The organism is Alteromonas sp. ABV4_515, assembly GCF_056160345.1.
Genome location: NZ_JBSWWZ010000007.1, coordinates 105,443 through 121,969 on the forward strand (window position 1 = coordinate 105,443; position 16,527 = coordinate 121,969).

The window sequence follows — 16,527 nt, forward strand, 5'->3', positions numbered from 1 at the left end:
TGGAGCAACCAATGATTACTGATAGACAGCAAGTCACCGCCATGATTATGAGCGCGAAAGTGAGCAAGCAAATCAAATGGTCCCAGGCCGCCGAAGTAATTGGTGAATCAAAAGAATGGAGTACGGCAGCCTGTTTGGGGCAGATGGCCATGACGAAAACTCAGGCTGAAGCCGTAGGCACGTTGTTCGATTTATCCGAGGAGGCCGTTGCATGGCTTCAAATAGCACCTTACAAAGGCTCTTTGCCTACAGCAGTACCTACCGATCCATTGATTTATCGTTGGTACGAATTGGTGAATGTGTATGGCACAACGTTAAAAGAGCTCATCCATGAGGAGTTTGGTGACGGCATTATGAGTGCTATCGATTTCGAAATGGACTTAACACGGGAGCCAGACCCGAAAGGGGATAGGGTGAAAGTGGTGATGTCTGGAAAATTCCTGCCTTACAAAACCTACTAAACGATCTTGTGTTCCCTCGGAGGATAACTCCAGAGGCTTCGGGGCATGTTTAGCATGCCCCATTTTTCTATTTTCTCACCACATGCAAAAACCAGCCAACAAACACTGATATCAAAATTGAGAAGAACCCCAGTAACGGTAAAATTGAAAGTACCCAGTTGCGTACTTGTTCCGGTTCGGCATCTACGCCGAGTGGCAAAAACAGCAGTCCAAGTGTGGTTGCTACGAAAATAGCAATTGAGGAGGTAAGGGTTGCACGCCACAGCGGCAATGGCATTACCCAATTGATAATAAAAGCGATAATGATAGCGACGGCGGCAAGTAAATATGCAATCACGTTAACTCCCGAAAGCCTGTAAAAAGCGCATAGTCTGCAATGCTGCGGGCAGAATTGCAATGCTGCAACAGACTAACCGGAGTGTTGAAGCGTTTATTGCACTAGGTTAGTTAGACAGTGTGTAATCTAGAGTAATCTCTGCGTTGAGAAGCTTGGAGATTGGGCAGTTCTGCTTCGCACCATTGGCAATTTCAGCAAACTTGTCGTCATCGATTCCGCTAACTTTTGCTTCCAGTGTCAATGCAGACTGAGAAACCTTAAAGCCGTCTCCGTCTTTTTCTAAGGTAACGGCAGCATCAACTTTTAACTCGCCTTCGCTGTAACCTGCATCTGAAAGTGCAAATGAAAGTGCCATGGCGAAACAACTGCTGTGCGCACCGGCAATTAATTCCTCTGGGTTAGTACCAGATTTATCTTCGAAGCGTGTATTAAATCCGTAAGGTTGATCACTCAGTGCACCGCTTCCTAAACTTACGTGGCCTTTACCGTCTTTACCCAGAGGCTGATAATGCGCTGAACCTGTTTTTACAATAGCCATAATGACTCCCTTTGCGTTATTAGTGAGAAAACCGGCACAGCTGAGTATTATCGGTAATACTTCATGCTAAGCCGTAAACCGGTTTCCATGTTGTTGTCACAATCGTTTGATTAGGTGTTGATAAGAGTCAATGCAGCGACTATGCCGAATCAAAATGATAAAATTGGCTTCGCCTCTAGCCCTTGTAGCGTATGGGAAAAAGAAACATGGGCGTGTTTTTTAGCCAGCGATATGTCAGGTTCTATCTTCGGAGCGACTGTAACCGTTACAGCATCGTTGTACCTTTTGCATGACATTAGATGGGTTTCTTAAGTGACTTTTAACATTTTGTTAAAAGATTTTAATGAGGCATGGTGATAGAATCGCCGACCGTTTTTTAACCACACTGTTTAAATCACACAACCTGTTGGACACCTATGTTTGATCTGATAAATAGCAAAGACAGCAACATAAAAAATGATGTGCTGTCTGGCATTACTGTTGCGCTGGCCTTGGTACCCGAAGCGGTAGCCTTCGCATTCGTAGCGGGCGTTGAGCCAATGATTGGTTTGTACGCAGCCTTTATGATGGGCCTCATTACCTCTGCCATTGGCGGTCGCCCGGGAATGATTTCCGGCGCAACCGGTGCGATGGCCGTGGTCATGGTGGCGTTGGTGGCGCAACATGGCGTGCAGTACTTATTTGCTGCGGTCATTCTTGCCGGTATCCTGCAGATATTGTGCGGTATCTTCCGTCTTGGCAAATTCATCCGACTGGTGCCTTATCCGGTAATGTTGGGCTTTGTGAATGGCCTTGCCATCGTAATTTTCCTGGCCCAGTTAGGTCAGTTTAAAGTTCAGAGTGTTACCGGTGGCCTGGAGTGGATGCAAGGCACCATGCTTTACATCATGCTGGGGCTTACCGCGCTCACCATGGCAATTATTTATCTGCTGCCAAAGCTGACAAAAGCGGTACCTGCGTCGCTGGTCGCCATCGTTACCATTACCCTATTGGTGCATGGTCTTGACCTTGAAGCCCGCACGGTTATCGATTTTGTCCGTGACCTATTGCCTGCCGATCAGAAAGATACCGCCACGCTGGCCGGTGAACTGCCTTCTTTTGCGATTCCGATGGTGCCGCTGAACTGGGATACGCTGATGATTATTCTGCCTACCTCGGTGATTTTGTGTCTGGTTGGACTGATTGAATCGCTGCTGACGCTGACATTAATTGACGAACTCACCGACACCCGTGGTCGTGGTAACAAAGAGTGTGTTGGTCAGGGGGTGGCGAACACCGTAAACGGTTTCTTTGGTGGCATGGGTGGTTGTGCCATGATTGGTCAGTCGATGATCAACATTAATTCTGGTGGCCGTGGCCGCTTGTCGGGTATTACTGCAGCTGTCGTGCTGTTGGGCTTCATTTTGTTTGCCGCTCCTCTTATCGAAATGATTCCGCTGGCGGCGCTGGTGGGTGTCATGTTCGTGGTGGTAATCGGTACGTTTGAATGGGCATCATTCCGCATTATTCGTGGCGTAAATAAAGAAGACGCTTTTGTTCTGTTCCTGGTTACTGCGGTGACGGTTATCTCCGACCTGGCTATTGCGGTTGTGGTGGGTGTGATTGTGTCTGCGTTGGTATTCGCCTGGAAAGCAGCCCGCTATATTGAAGCCAAAACCCATATCGATGAAGATGGTTGGAAAGTGTATACACTACGCGGTCCGGTGTTCTTCGGCTCAATTCATCATTTTAAAGAAATGTTTGATGTGGCCGGTGATCCCGAGCATGTCGTCATTGATTTTAATAACAGCCGTATCTGGGATTCCTCCGGTATTGATGCGCTGGACAGCCTGGCTGATAAATATGAACAACAGGGCAAGAAACTGCATATTCGTCACATCAGTGAGGAATGTCGGGGATTGCTGAAGAAAGCCGATAAGTTTGTTGAAATTAACGTTAATGAAGATCCTCGTTATCGTGTAGCAACAGATAAATTAGGCTGAGATTAATCCCGGTACTTTGCATTTTTATGGTGCAAATGCATTTTGATAGTGCGATTTGTTTCGGAGAACCCTTTGGTTGACGACCTAAGTTATTGAAATTTAGTTCTGAAAAAATTGGCACTGTTAGTGCAAAGTAATAATCATACTGATACCACCGGTATCAATGTCAGGTAACGTAAGCTTATCTATAGCGTGTTCTCCGCTTTAGCAGCATCAACCTGATGCAGAAAAATTTTGTGCACGTTTAGTGCGAAACAGGCAAAGAAGCCCACCTTCAGTTTTTACTGAAAGTGGGCTTTTTTTATGGCTCAGAATAAGGGTTCAGAAATGACAGCATCAACGACTAGCAAGCGAATCGTCATTGTCGGTAACGGCATGGTCGGTCACCATTTCGTCGAGCAGTTAGTAAACAGCAACGCAAACTGCGAAATCATCGTATTGAGCGGTGAGAAACGTCTGGCTTATGACCGTGTTCATTTATCATCGTGGTTCAGCGGCAGTCGCGCTGAAGATCTGGCTATGACTGATGAAGCCACTTACGACAGTTGGGGCGTGAAATACTACACCGACGCCATGGTGACTGAGATTAACCGTGATAATAAGTCTGTCAGCACGGCGCAGGGCACGTTCCATTACGACGTGCTGGTATTGGCTACCGGTTCTTATCCTTTTGTTCCTCCTATTCCTGGCAACGACCAGGAGCACTGCCTGGTATATCGTACTATTGAAGATCTCGAAGCCATTGAAGCTTCTGCGGCAGTAAGTAAAACCGGTGTTGTCGTGGGCGGTGGTCTGCTCGGACTCGAAGCGGCGAATGCACTAAAGCAAGCCGGCCTCGAAACTCATGTAGTTGAATTTGCGCCTCAGCTTATGGCGGTTCAGCTCGACGAAGCGGGTGGTGACCTGCTGCGCAATAAAATTGAAGATCTTGGCGTGGTTGTTCACACGCAAAAGGCGACACAGGTTATCGAAGCAGGTGAAGAAGCACGTTATCGTATGGCATTTGCCGACGGCAGCGCGCTGGAAACCGACATGATTCTGTTCTCTGCCGGTATTCGCCCTAGCGATCAATTAGGTCGCCTAGCGGGTCTCGATGTTGGCGAGCGTGGCGGTATTATCATTAATAACCAGTGCCAGACTTCAGATCCAAACGTATACGCTATTGGTGAATGTGCACTTTGGGAAAGCCGCATTTATGGCTTGGTTGCTCCGGGTTACTCAATGGCGCGGGCTGCCGTTTCACATATTACTGGTGGCGATCTGGAATTCGCCGGTGCTGATATGAGTACCAAGCTGAAGCTGATGGGCGTTGACGTAGGTTCAATCGGTGATGCCCACGGCCGTACAGCGGGCAGCTTAAGTTACACCTATCACAACCAGCCTGAAGGTATTTACAAGCGCCTCATCGTTGATGGTGCACAGAAGAAAGTGATCGGTGCTGTGCTGGTGGGTGACACCAGTGACTACGATACACTGCTTCAATATAGCCTGAACGACATTGATATTCCTAAACATGCCGAGTCGTTAATCTTGCCATCTGCCGGCGAGAAGCCAGCCCTGGGTGCGGATGCACTGCCTGACACCGCCACCGTATGTTCGTGCCACAACGTCTCTAAAGGTGATATTACTGCGGCTATCGACGGCGGTTGCTGTAGCGTAGGTGAAGTGAAATCCTGCACTAAGGCTGCAACCGGCTGTGGTGGCTGTGCGGCACTGCTTAAAAACGTGGTTGACGGTGAACTGGAGAAGCGTGGCGTAGAAGTTTCTAAAGCCATTTGTGAGCACTTCAACTATACCCGCCAAGAGCTGTATCACATGGTTAAAGTGGAAGAAATCCACAGCTTTGATGAACTGCTCGAAAAGCACGGTGAAGGTTTAGGTTGTGATATTTGTAAGCCCGCTGTGGGCTCAGTGCTGGCTTCGGTGTGGAACGATTACATTCTTACCCAGAACAACCTGCCGTTACAAGATACCAACGATACCTACCTAGGAAACATGCAGAAAGACGGTACTTACTCGATTGTACCTCGTGTTCCAGGTGGGGAAATTACACCTGAAGGACTCATTCTGATTGGTGAAATCGCCAAAGAATACGGTCTGTACACCAAAATTACCGGTGGTCAACGCATCGACTTGTTCGGCGCACGTGTAGAGCAGTTACCTGATATCTGGGAAAAACTGGTAGCGGGTGGTTTTGAAACAGGTCATGCCTACGCCAAATCTCTACGTACCGTTAAATCTTGTGTAGGTAGCACCTGGTGTCGTTACGGTGTTCAGGATTCTGTAGGCCAGGCCATCGATCTGGAAAACCGCTACAAAGGGTTACGTGCCCCGCATAAAATTAAATTTGCTGTATCTGGTTGTACCCGTGAGTGTGCAGAGGCACAAGGTAAAGATATTGGCGTTATTGCCACCGAAAATGGTTGGAACCTCTATGTATGCGGAAACGGTGGTATGAAACCGCGTCACGCAGACCTCTTTGCTACCGACCTCGACAGCGAAACGCTGGTGAAATACATCGACCGTGTACTGATGTTCTATGTGAAAACCGCCGACCGTTTACAACGTACTTCTGTCTGGATGGAAAATCTGGAAGGCGGTCTGGATTACCTGAAATCAGTGGTTATCGATGATTCACTGGGCATTTGTGACGAGCTGGAAGCGCAAATGCAACTGGTTGTAGACGCTTACCAGTGTGAATGGAAAACCACCATTGAATCACCTGAAGCCCGCAAGCGTTTCCGTCAGTTTGTTAACAGCAAAGCCATCGACAGCAATATTCAGTTTGTAGACGAACGTGGCCAAATTCGCCCAGCGACTGAAGCTGAAAAAATTGCGGGTGCATCACGCATCCCGGTTGAACTGGTTTAAGGAGAACAACAATGCAGGCAACAGCAGAAATGACTCAACAATGGCACGACATCTGTGAAGAAAGCGATTTGGTGAAAAACAGCGGTGTATGCGCGCTGATTGACGAACAGCAAGTGGCTATTTTCACACTGAAAAACAAAGATGGCATCGCGGTTTACGCGGTGTCAAACTGGGACCCAATCGGCAAGGCTAACGTCATGTATCGTGGTATTGTCGGTTCTCTTGGCGGCGAGCCTGTTGTCGCCTCCCCACTTTATAAAGAGCACTATTCACTGGTCACCGGGCGTTGTCTGGAAAATGACGAAGTGAGCCTCAGCGCCTACGATGTGCGCATCGATGATGGTCGGGTGCTGGTTGCACTTTAAAATTCTGACAGTGTTGAGGTCGAGTTCATGAATCATACCCATACTCACATTATCCCGGTTAAGCCGGTTCCCGTGTCGACAGAAAGTGTGCCCTCCCTTGCGCAGACAACCTGTCCATATTGCGGCGTGGGTTGTGGTGTGGATATTACCATGCAGCAGGAAGCCGGTAATACCGTACTGACGTCGTTGACAGGTACGCCGGAGCATCCGGCCAACTTTGGTCGCTTGTGTGTGAAAGGCACCAACCTGCTCGACACCAATAGTGAAAACGGTCGTTTATTGTTCCCTGCTATCAATGGGGAACGTGCAAGTTGGGATGAAGCCACTACCGCTATTGCAGAAAAAATGGCGAGTGTGATTAAAACACACGGTCCCGATGCCGTTGCTCTGTATGTTTCTGGGCAATTACTGACAGAAGACTACTATGTAGCAAACAAGCTGATGAAAGGGTATGTGGGCAGCGCGAATATCGATACCAATTCGCGACTGTGTATGTCTTCTGCTGTTGGCGCTTACAAGCGTGCGTTTGGTGAAGATATCGTACCTTGCAATTATGACGACCTCGAGCAAACCGATTTACTCATTCTCACCGGCAGTAACGCGGCGTGGACCCATCCGGTTTTGTTCCAGAGAATGGAGCGAGCTAAGCGTCGTAATCCTGATATGAAAGTTGTGGTAGTCGATCCCCGGGCTACCGATTCTGCTACCCTGGCCGATTTTCATATTGCGTTAAAGCCCGGTACTGATGCTGTTCTGTTCAACGGGTTACTCACATTTATTGCCGAAAACGATGCGTTGGATAACGCGTTTATTCAGGCATCGACAAACGGTTTTACCGACGCACTGAAAGCGGCGGCTGATTTTTCGGTTAGCGAAGTGGCAAGTCAGTGCGACATTCCTGAGCACGAAGTGTTAGCGTTCTACTCGCTATTCTTAAATAGCGAGCGTGCCATCACGTTTTTCTCCATGGGCATTAATCAGTCAAACAGCGGTGTGGATAAAGGCAACGCCATTATCAACTGCCACCTGGCGTCGGGAAAAATTGGTAAAGCAGGTAGTGGTCCATTCTCGATTACCGGTCAGCCTAACGCCATGGGGGGACGTGAAGTAGGTGGCTTGGCAAACATGCTGGCTGGGCACATGGATATCGAAAATGCAGATCACAGAGAACGTGTTCAGCGTTTCTGGGATGCGCCGACCATTGCAGAAATGGGCGGCCTTAAAGCCGTTGACCTGTTCAAACGTATTAACGAAGGCAAGGTGAAGTTTGTCTGGATAATGGCAACTAACCCAGTGGTAAGTATGCCCAACCGTTCTGAGGTTGAAGCGGCCCTGAGCAAATGCGAAATGGTGGTGGTGTCTGATATCGTTCAGAAAAACGATACATTGAAATATGCCCATATTACCTTACCGGCCACCGGCTGGTCTGAAAAGAATGGGACAGTAACCAACTCAGAAAGACGGATATCTCGCCAGCGAGGCTTACTCACCCCACCGGGCGAAGCTAAGCATGACTGGCAAGCAATCAGTCTGGTGGCAGCCAAACTTGGCTTTGAAAGCGCGTTTAATTACCAACATCCAGCAGACATTTTTCGCGAACATGCGCAGTTAACGGCATTTGAAAACGACCGTGAACGGGCACTCAATTTGTCTGCCTTTAACCATATTTCTGTCGCTGAGTACGACAACTTGCGCCCAGTGCAATGGCCGGTTACTGATACTGCCAAAACAGGCACGGCGCGCATGTTTGAAAACGGCCAGTACTTTACTGCCGATGGCAAAGCCCGTTTTATTGCTATCACTCCGCGACTCCCTGAACAGCAAACCTCTGCTGAATTTCCATTTGTGCTTAATACCGGCCGAAGCCGTGACCAGTGGCACACCATGACTCGAACCGGAAAGGCAGCAAAGTTACTGAAACATGCGCCTCATGCAACCCTTGCTCTGCATCCCAAAGACAGAGAAGCATTGGGTATTGAAGTGAACAGTTTAGTGGCACTGAACAGTGCCTGTAACACCGGCGAACCGGTTATTTTACCAGTAGTTGAAGATGCGCAACTGCGTCGTAAAACCTGTTTTGCGCCTATCCACTGGTCGGCAAGCTGGGGTTCAAATATTACCCTTGGTGCACTGTTCAATGGGGCACACGATCCGTTGTCTGGCCAGCCAGAACTGAAGCACGGTGCGGTAAACCTTACGCCGGTCAATTTCGAACTGAACGGACAGCTGATCATTGCCGACGACAGCAAGCTCAATATTGTTAGTGAACATTTTGACTACTGGGCAAAATCGGTGCTAGACGGTGGTTCAACGCTGCGTGTGGCCAGTAATCGGGATGTACCCACAATGGCCCGTTTACTCCGCGGGGCTTTGCCTCAGGCATGGGAGCTCACCATGATGCAAAGTGCCAATGGTTTAGTGGTGTTAGCCACCCACGACAAACAGCTTCAGTTTGGCTTGTGGTTAGCTGAAGACTTTCCAGCATTACCGGACGAATGGCTGGACGACTGTTTACAAAAAGAGGCGATAGACGCTGAGCTGCAAGCTAGCTTGTTGCGCGGACAGCCGGATGAAGCCTTCCTTAACGGTAAACTGGTCTGTAGCTGCTTCAATGTGCGTGAAAAGTCCATTGAAGTCGCCATTGCCGAAGGCGCGTGTTCAGTAGAAGCGCTAGGTGAAAAACTCAAATGCGGTACCAACTGTGGCTCGTGTAAGCCCGAGCTAAAACAAATTCTGCAACGTCAGCCCGTTCTCACTGCTGCCGTAGCCCATACTGAAGAGGTTGTTACCTATGATTAATTTAGCCATTAACAAGTTACCACAACTGTTTTTCCGTAAGCGTACGTCGTTTGCTAACAAGCATGATGTGGCGCATCGAAACGATGCTCTAACAACCCAAAGCGGTAAGCAACAAGGACAGGTTTACATTATTGGCGCAGGACCGGGCGATGCAGAACTACTTACCATTAAAGCCTGGAAGTGCTTACAGCAAGCCGACATCGTGCTGTTTGACTGGCTGGTGGATAAATCGGTCATTGCTGAAATTCCTCGCCATGTGAAAACGGAATTTGTGGGCAAGCGCGCAGGCAAGCATTCCATGCATCAGGATGACATTTGTAAGCGTGTTGTCGAACTGGCGGCATCGGGTTTAAACGTGGTACGCCTGAAAGGCGGTGACCCGGCTATTTTTGCTCGTACCTGCGAGGAAACGCAGGCTCTTGAGGCGGCGGGAATTCCATTTGCCATCGTACCAGGCATCACTGCAGCCTCGGGGGCATCAGCTTACACCGGTATTCCGCTAACCGAACGCGACTGTGCGCAATCGGTTACGTTTACCACTGCCAGTTTTAAAGATCAGGACAAAATGCCAGATTGGCAGGCGCTGGCCGAAACCATGCAACGCCAAACCGTTGTAGTTTACATGGGGTTATCGCGCCTGAAGCGTATCAGTGATGAGTTAATCACCGCCGGTATACGCGAAACGTTTCCGGTGGCAGTGATAGAAAATGCCTGCACTCCCAACCAGCAGGTAGTCACTTCCACTGTTTCTTCTATCGCTGAATCTGTTTCAGCGGCAAATCTGCAAGGTCCCGCTTTGCTGATCTTTGGCGAGGTGGTAAAGTCTCGTCAACAGGTCTCACCAGCGCTTCTCCAGCAGGTTTCTCATGTCGCAGGAATTTAGTCAGTACATCAAAATAATCGGTAAAGGTCAGAAAGGCAGTCGCAGTCTCACACAGGAAGAGGCGTTTACCGCGATGAAAATGCTGCTCGCCGGGGAAGTTACCGGCGACCAGCGTGGCGCTTTTCTAATGTTACTACGTACCCGTGAGGAAACGCCCGATGAAGTCATTGGCTTTGTACGCGCTTGTCACGAGCTCATACCTGCAGAAATCAAAGCACTAAAGCCGCAAGTAGATATAGGCTGTTACGCTGGTAAACGCCGGCAATTACCCTGGTATTTGTTGTCTGCTGCCTTGCTGGCAAAGTCTGGCAAAAAGGTCTTTTTGCACGGCGCCCACGAACCCGGCTCGGGCCGGCTTTATGCAAGCCATGTCTTACCTACGCTCGGCTTACCGGCGGTTGAATCTGCCGCGGCCGCCAAGTCGCAGCTTGATACTCAGGGTGTAACGTATCTGGATTTAGGTATTGTACTTCCGCCATTGAATACGCTTATAAAACTGCGGGAATTTTTTGGTTTGCGGTCATGCGCGAACACCCTTGCACGTTTGCTCAATCCAACGGCTGCGCCTTACTGTGTGCAAGGTGTTTATCACATGCACCTCGACCATAAACACCGCCATGTGAATGAAGCCTTTCGCGATTATGCTTCACTGTGTTTCCGTGGCGATGGCGGAGATCCCGAGGTAAACAGTGAACGTCCAACGGAACTGTTCATTACTCGACATGGTGAAACGGTAATGCCAGTGCTGCCGGAAATGACAGAAAAGTGGGCAATGAAAGACCGTGAAATGGACATCGACGATATGCTGGCGTTCTGGCAGGGCGATATCGAGCACCAATATGGTGCTCAGGCAGTACATGCAACCCTGGTTGCTTACCTTATGCTGTCAGAGGCGCAAAGCCAGGATGAAGCTCAATTGCTGGCTCGCAGCATGTGGGAACAACGAGACAAAGCGGCGCTACCGTTTCAGTTCTGAACGCTATCCACCACGTTCGTTCGCTGACTTTGCCAGATAACCTTACCGAGAATTTGATTCCGGTGAACCCAGCCAATGTCTTCGCAACTGATCGACTCGGCAATATTGTCACCTGCCATATACATACCTAAACCGGGTTCTGTACTCAGAACCCGCTTTACCATTATGCCTCTTAGCGCACAGCGAAAAACAACAAGGTCGTTAACTCTTGGGTAGCCAAAGAGTATGCGGCGCACTAACACAAACGTGCCCGCGGGCAACGTGGGTTCCATACTACAGCCGCTAACCTTGAAGAGCTTCAGCATTTATTTTAATACCGGGTAGACCACTTGTTCCGCAGGCGGGTAAGGGGAAGTGACTACGTAGGTTTCAACGTCTTTGGTTGCCCAGAAATATTCTGAGAACTGATTAACCCATTGCAAAAGCTCTGCGCCTTTTTCCCGGGAAACCGTTTGCTTACACGCTGAACCTGTCATCATGATTTTGTGAACCAGTTCGTGAACATCGGGGAATTTCTCAATTTGCGGCGCTTTAAAGTAATCACCCCAAATGATACGGACTTCATGTTTCACTTTTTCGGCATGGGTTTCTTTTTCCTGCACCAGTCGAATAAGTTGTGCCGTGTTGCCTTCTTCGACCTCGTTGATCAAATCAAGCAAACGAATCACGCTCAACGCTGCTAATTGTGCGCTTACTGGATCGTATATTTTGCAAGGAATATCACAATGCGCACTGGCGCGCTCCACAGGAATTAATGCATCAATTTTTTTTAGCACGTTATGTAACATTTTACTCTCCCTGGATACGCTGATTTCGTTTTACGGCTTTGTACACAGCAAAACCGCATGCACAGGCTGCTGCAAACAATGAGGCATAGAAAAGCACGTGCAGAAATGTACTTGTCCAATGATTATGGTCGTGGCCGGCATGCGCCCATAGAACAGGGCTAAACAAACTGATTGCCAACGCAATCACGGTTTTTATGGAACGGCTACTGAACATATAAAACTCCTATTAGTGAAGGTTCGAAGTGGATGAAAGTCCGGTTTTGACAGGGCTAATGTTTTGATTTTTGTTAAACAAGGCCGGGTCATCGTTGCGTTGCTGGAAAAGGTATAGTTGTTCACAAGCAATTCTTTGCCCCCAACACAAAACCGGTGAATCCGGAAACTGGTAAGCTAATTTATGGATATGTGTTTGCAACGTCTGGTGCAGTTTTGCGGCTTCACCCTGTTGCTTCAATCGCTCGAAAAGATCGGCCAGGTTGTGGTAACTCACCAGTAATGCTCCCACAACAGGGCGAGCGCAGGGCGCGATTTCTATCATGGAATTTGCAATTGAGATGGCACTGAGATAGCGCATACGCGCCATGTTATATGCATCAATTTCGTAGTCTCTGTTCGCCGCAATAATGACTTGTTCCCAATCGCGATAAGCGTTGCTACACGCCGGGTTCATTTCGCTCACGTTACTCAGATCACGCATGAAGCACTGCCTCTCTGATATATGAGCCGGTTTGCAGGGCCTCTCTACTTCTCATCAAGATGCCCTGTTGGTAATCCTCGAGACCAAGTTTGTAGTAAGCATGGCTTAGTTGTCTGGCGAGGCTCTCCATCTTGTCTTTAAGCACATCATTTTCGCCGCCATCAACCTCAAGCAAGATGACGCAAATATCGAAAGCACAACCGAGGTAGGCAATGGCTTCTCTGTAGTGCGCGTCATAAAAAAGCATGCTGCCTTGATATTCATCCCTGGCTAAGTAGTGAATAGCCTGCTCAGGGTGGCTATACACCCATTCCGCGTGTTTCTGACATAAGTAGGTGATCTTCACTGAGGCATCCTTATGTTGTTGGCATTATTGATAACTGCTTCACTTGGATTAACCATAGCGCTGATATTTTGTGAGTGCAAATGATAATTGTTATTATTTACATCTTTTTGAGTGGTTATACTCTTGGGGGAAAGGAACAGGTTTTTTTCAAAAAAGTGTTAGCAACGCCAGGGTAGGGGCCTGGCGTTGCTGATAATTGCGGCTTTAATAACGCGTATTAAACCGTAGTACCGGTTAATTTACGTGGGTCGAGGAGTTTCTTAAGCTCTTCCCGCGAAATGTCTGTCATCTCTTCTGCGACATCCACAACTGGGCGGCCCTCTTTATAGGCTTTCTTGGCAATTTCAGCCGCTGCGTTATAGCCGATAACCGGGTTGAGTGCAGTTACCAGAATTGGATTACGATCCAGTGAAGCTTCGAGGTTTTCCTGGTTCACGGTAAATCCGGCAATGGCGTTATCGGCGAGGATTTTTGCAGAGTTTGCAATAAGCGTGAGGCTGTTCAGCAAGTTATGCGCAATCAGTGGAAGCATGACGTTAAGTTCGAAGTTACCAGATTGACCACCAATGGTGATGGCAGTGTCGTTACCGATAACCTGAGCAGCGGCCATAGCTACGGACTCCGGAATTACCGGATTTACTTTTCCGGGCATAATTGAAGAGCCTGGTTGTAAAGCCGGTAGGGCAACTTCACCTAAACCTGCCAACGGACCCGAGTTCATCCAACGCAGATCATTGGCTATTTTCATAAGGCTGACTGCGGTAGACTTAAGTGCTCCTGACACCGATACCGCTGTATCTTGCGACGCTATAAGGGCGAAAAGGTTGGTGCCCGGCGTAAAGTTGATGTCGGTAATTGCTGAGAGCTCCTGATTGAAGGCAGATGCAAAATCAGGGTGCGCGTTAATGCCCGTGCCAACGGCAGTACCGCCTTGCGCTAAGCTTTGAAGTGCCGGTTGCAGCGATTCCAAAGTGCTAATTTGTTGCTCAATTTGAGCCTGCCATCCTGACAAGCTTTGGTCCATGCGAATAGGCATGGCGTCCATAAGGTGTGTTCTGCCAGTTTTGCAGTAGTCTTTCACGCGGTGACTTTTTTCTGCAATTGTCGCTGCCAGATGACGCAGAGAGGGTAGAACATCTTCCTGAAGTGCGATGGCAGCACTGACATGAATCGTCGTTGGGATCACATCATTACTGCTTTGGCCATAATTGACATGATCATTTGGGTGCACTTTTTCAACGGAATGTGAAGAGGCCACCGTACTGATCACTTCATTCGCATTCATGTTGGTGCTGGTGCCTGAGCCAGTTTGATAGACATCAACAGGGAAGTGACCCATTAGATCTTCCATTTCGACGAGTTCATCACAGGCCCGACAAATGGCATTTGCCCGTTCTGCGTCGAGCTCTCCCAAAGAGAGATTTGCCCGGCTGGCCGCTTTTTTCACTAGTATTAATGCTCTGATAAACGCTTCGGGCATGCGTTGCCCACTTACCGGGAAGTTATTTACTGCGCGCTGCGTTTGTGCGGCATAAAGCGCATTTTCGGGCACTTGCAGTTCACCCATGCTGTCTTTTTCTACTCTTGTCGTTGTCATCTTTATGTCCTTAACGGGTATCAATTAGTGAGAGAAAGTCTGGCCTGAAAAGCCCTGACTTGTGTGAGTTGGTATGAAGAAGTTGCAAATCGGCAAGCAAGGTAAAACGGCTTATGGATAGCGTTGGCACATTGCTGACGCCAATGCAGAGGCAGCTTTTGGTCTCTGGAAACTTGTAGAAGAATGTCTGCACACCTGAGATAACTGAATACTCTTGTCTGGGGATGCAGCTCGGCATATTCCCGCCACAAGGTCACAAAGGTAGTGAGATGTTCAGGCTCATCAGGTTGGCTACCTGTTTTAACTACGGTGGTTACATCAGCTATCTGATGAAAATCGAATTTGCACGGGTTACCCAAGGCCATTACCTCCGATTTTTGAAAAGAAGACTCAGTATACACACATAAATCTTAATGAGAATGATTTGCATTATGTTTGTGTCGCAATTAGAGTTAATTCTTAATCAGTAATTCATGGATCTAACATGACAACACTTTCCTCACGTGGGCAAATGATGAGCCAGGGAATTCAGCAGCACGTTATGTGGAGAAACAAGCGGCTTATATTTCCGTTTGTATTGCTTACGCTACTTGCACTTCCATCGACCAGAAATATTACGATGGCCGTTTTATCCGATGCTTTTTACCAGGTTGCGGCATTCGTATATGTGTCTATGGCGTTGTATTACTTTTTGTCAGAAAGACTCAATCTGGAAAGTGTATTTTCCCGGTTACAGCAACATCCATGGTTGGAAGTGGGCGGAGCCGCTTTACTGGGTGCACTGCCGGGATGCGGTGGCGCCATTGTCGTTGTTACTCAGTACACGAAAGGGGCGGTGAGCTTTGGTGCTGTGGTTGCTGTGCTCACCAGCACCATGGGCGATGCAGCATTCTTGCTGCTGGCACAATCGCCCGCAGATGGTCTTCTGGTGATGGCAATCAGTGTCGTAGTGGGTACATTGTCGGGGCTGGTAGTAAGGAAGTTTCACAATTACAAAGGCAAGCACGAAGACGTCATCAACGTGTCTAAGTCTCTAGGCCAGAGCCGCAAACTCACGCCATTCCACAAACGCATAGTGCGTTTAGTTACCCGATTCTGGTTTTGGAGCATTGCGCCTACTTTTGCTATTGCGCTTTGTATGGCACTGCAAATCGCGCCATGGATTCATTTCGGCATATCCGGTGAAGCCATTAACCTGCTTGGTACGGTATTGGGCGCATCGGCTATCTTGCTGTGGTCATTTTGTAATAGCGGAACCGGTTATCAATCGGTTGCCGGAGAAGAGCCGCCAGAGCCTCCAGAAACCTGGCAAAAGAAGGCTGCGCTTGATACACAGTTTGTACTGTCCTGGGTAGTTGTGGCTTTTTTAATGTTCGAGCTTACGGTGCACTTTCTGAATATTGATCTGGTTGGATTGTTCGATTCTGCTGGCGCCATTACCGTAGGTGCTGCAATCCTTATTGGCTTCTTACCAGGATGCGGGCCACAAATTTTGGTGACCAGCTTATATTTGCAAGGGGCAGTGCCTTTTTCTGCTCAATTGGGTAATGCGATAAGCAACGACGGTGATGCGCTGTTTCCTGCTATTGCCCTATCTCCCAAAGCGGCGTTACTCGCCACGGTTTATTCAGCGGTGCCCGCCTTTATTGTTGGCTACGGCTACTACTTCCTGTTTGAATGAGTTGCTCACACCAATTGCAAATAATAATGATTATTATTTGCAATTGGTGTGATGTAGATCTATTATGCACTTGAACCTATCTTGAAACTCGCACTTGGTTTCTGCCCCTTTCCCTGGGGCAGCTTTTTTTCTTCAAATATGGAGGTGAAAAATGGACGCTCTGTTTTTTCTGCTCTTGTCCGCTGGCACTGCAGTCACCTGTGGCA

The 16,527-nt window shown here is 48.5% G+C and carries 17 protein-coding genes; 8 read left to right on the top strand and 9 right to left on the bottom strand.

Annotated features, from left to right (window positions below):
* Positions 1–11: 11 nt before the first annotated feature.
* Positions 12–461, top strand: coding sequence for a cyanase (gene cynS / locus ACXAGX_RS16830; RefSeq protein WP_474822829.1), 450 nt, complete (start codon positions 12–14; stop codon positions 459–461).
* A 67-nt stretch (positions 462–528) separates the two neighbouring features.
* Here cynS and ACXAGX_RS16835 read toward each other — a convergent pair whose 3' ends face one another.
* Positions 529–798, bottom strand: a complete 270-nt coding sequence (locus ACXAGX_RS16835; RefSeq protein ID WP_474822831.1) for a hypothetical protein — start codon at positions 796–798, stop codon at positions 529–531.
* A gap of 106 nt (positions 799–904) precedes the next feature.
* Positions 905–1,336 (bottom strand): OsmC family protein, encoded by a 432-nt coding sequence (locus ACXAGX_RS16840; RefSeq protein WP_474822833.1) that lies wholly within the window; start codon positions 1,334–1,336, stop codon positions 905–907.
* A gap of 416 nt (positions 1,337–1,752) precedes the next feature.
* Here ACXAGX_RS16840 and ACXAGX_RS16845 point away from each other — a divergent pair, with 416 nt between their 5' ends.
* From ACXAGX_RS16845 to ACXAGX_RS16870, 6 genes are all read left to right on the top strand, one after another.
* Positions 1,753–3,318, top strand: a complete 1,566-nt coding sequence (locus tag ACXAGX_RS16845; protein WP_474822837.1) for a SulP family inorganic anion transporter — start codon at positions 1,753–1,755, stop codon at positions 3,316–3,318.
* Between the two features lie 327 nt (positions 3,319–3,645).
* Positions 3,646–6,189 carry a nitrite reductase large subunit NirB gene (gene nirB, locus ACXAGX_RS16850; protein WP_474839741.1) on the top strand — a complete coding sequence of 848 codons (2,544 nt, stop codon included), beginning with the start codon at positions 3,646–3,648 and terminating at the stop codon, positions 6,187–6,189.
* Positions 6,190–6,200: 11 nt separating this feature from the next.
* Positions 6,201–6,554 carry a nitrite reductase small subunit NirD gene (nirD, locus tag ACXAGX_RS16855; protein ID WP_474822842.1) on the top strand — a complete coding sequence of 118 codons (354 nt, stop codon included), beginning with the start codon at positions 6,201–6,203 and terminating at the stop codon, positions 6,552–6,554.
* 27 nt (positions 6,555–6,581) lie between these two features.
* Positions 6,582–9,353 (top strand): nitrate reductase, encoded by a 2,772-nt coding sequence (locus ACXAGX_RS16860; protein WP_474839743.1) that lies wholly within the window; start codon positions 6,582–6,584, stop codon positions 9,351–9,353.
* Entirely contained in the window at positions 9,346–10,236 is an 891-nt protein-coding gene (gene cobA / locus ACXAGX_RS16865; protein ID WP_474839745.1) for a uroporphyrinogen-III C-methyltransferase, read from the top strand. The genes ACXAGX_RS16860 and cobA overlap by 8 nt, the downstream gene beginning before the upstream one ends.
* Entirely contained in the window at positions 10,220–11,212 is a 993-nt protein-coding gene (locus ACXAGX_RS16870; protein ID WP_474839747.1) for a glycosyl transferase family protein, read from the top strand. The genes cobA and ACXAGX_RS16870 overlap by 17 nt, the downstream gene beginning before the upstream one ends.
* On the opposite strand, the gene ACXAGX_RS16875 is transcribed toward ACXAGX_RS16870, so the two are convergent.
* The 7 genes from ACXAGX_RS16875 to ACXAGX_RS16905 form a co-directional block, all read right to left on the bottom strand.
* A complete protein-coding gene (locus ACXAGX_RS16875) occupies positions 11,203–11,517 on the bottom strand; it encodes a S26 family signal peptidase (protein ID WP_070123790.1) in 315 nt (104 codons plus the stop codon). The genes ACXAGX_RS16870 and ACXAGX_RS16875 overlap by 10 nt on opposite strands.
* Positions 11,518–12,000 carry a superoxide dismutase, Ni gene (gene sodN, locus ACXAGX_RS16880; protein ID WP_474839749.1) on the bottom strand — a complete coding sequence of 161 codons (483 nt, stop codon included), beginning with the start codon at positions 11,998–12,000 and terminating at the stop codon, positions 11,518–11,520.
* Position 12,001: 1 nt separating this feature from the next.
* A complete protein-coding gene (locus tag ACXAGX_RS16885; RefSeq protein ID WP_474822867.1) occupies positions 12,002–12,214 on the bottom strand; it encodes a hypothetical protein in 213 nt (70 codons plus the stop codon).
* 12 nt (positions 12,215–12,226) lie between these two features.
* Positions 12,227–12,697, bottom strand: a complete 471-nt coding sequence (locus tag ACXAGX_RS16890; protein ID WP_474822871.1) for a hypothetical protein — start codon at positions 12,695–12,697, stop codon at positions 12,227–12,229.
* Positions 12,690–13,043, bottom strand: coding sequence for a hypothetical protein (locus tag ACXAGX_RS16895; protein ID WP_474822875.1), 354 nt, complete (start codon positions 13,041–13,043; stop codon positions 12,690–12,692). Before ACXAGX_RS16895 ends, ACXAGX_RS16890 begins: the two co-directional genes overlap by 8 nt.
* A 217-nt stretch (positions 13,044–13,260) precedes the next feature.
* Positions 13,261–14,640, bottom strand: coding sequence for a class II fumarate hydratase (locus tag ACXAGX_RS16900; protein ID WP_474822879.1), 1,380 nt, complete (start codon positions 14,638–14,640; stop codon positions 13,261–13,263).
* A gap of 20 nt (positions 14,641–14,660) precedes the next feature.
* A complete protein-coding gene (locus tag ACXAGX_RS16905; RefSeq protein WP_170826556.1) occupies positions 14,661–14,999 on the bottom strand; it encodes a hypothetical protein in 339 nt (112 codons plus the stop codon).
* 125 nt (positions 15,000–15,124) lie between these two features.
* Between ACXAGX_RS16905 and ACXAGX_RS16910 the strand changes: the two genes are divergently transcribed.
* Entirely contained in the window at positions 15,125–16,321 is a 1,197-nt protein-coding gene (locus ACXAGX_RS16910) for a putative manganese transporter (RefSeq protein ID WP_474822886.1), read from the top strand.
* Positions 16,322–16,527: the final 206 nt, after the last annotated feature.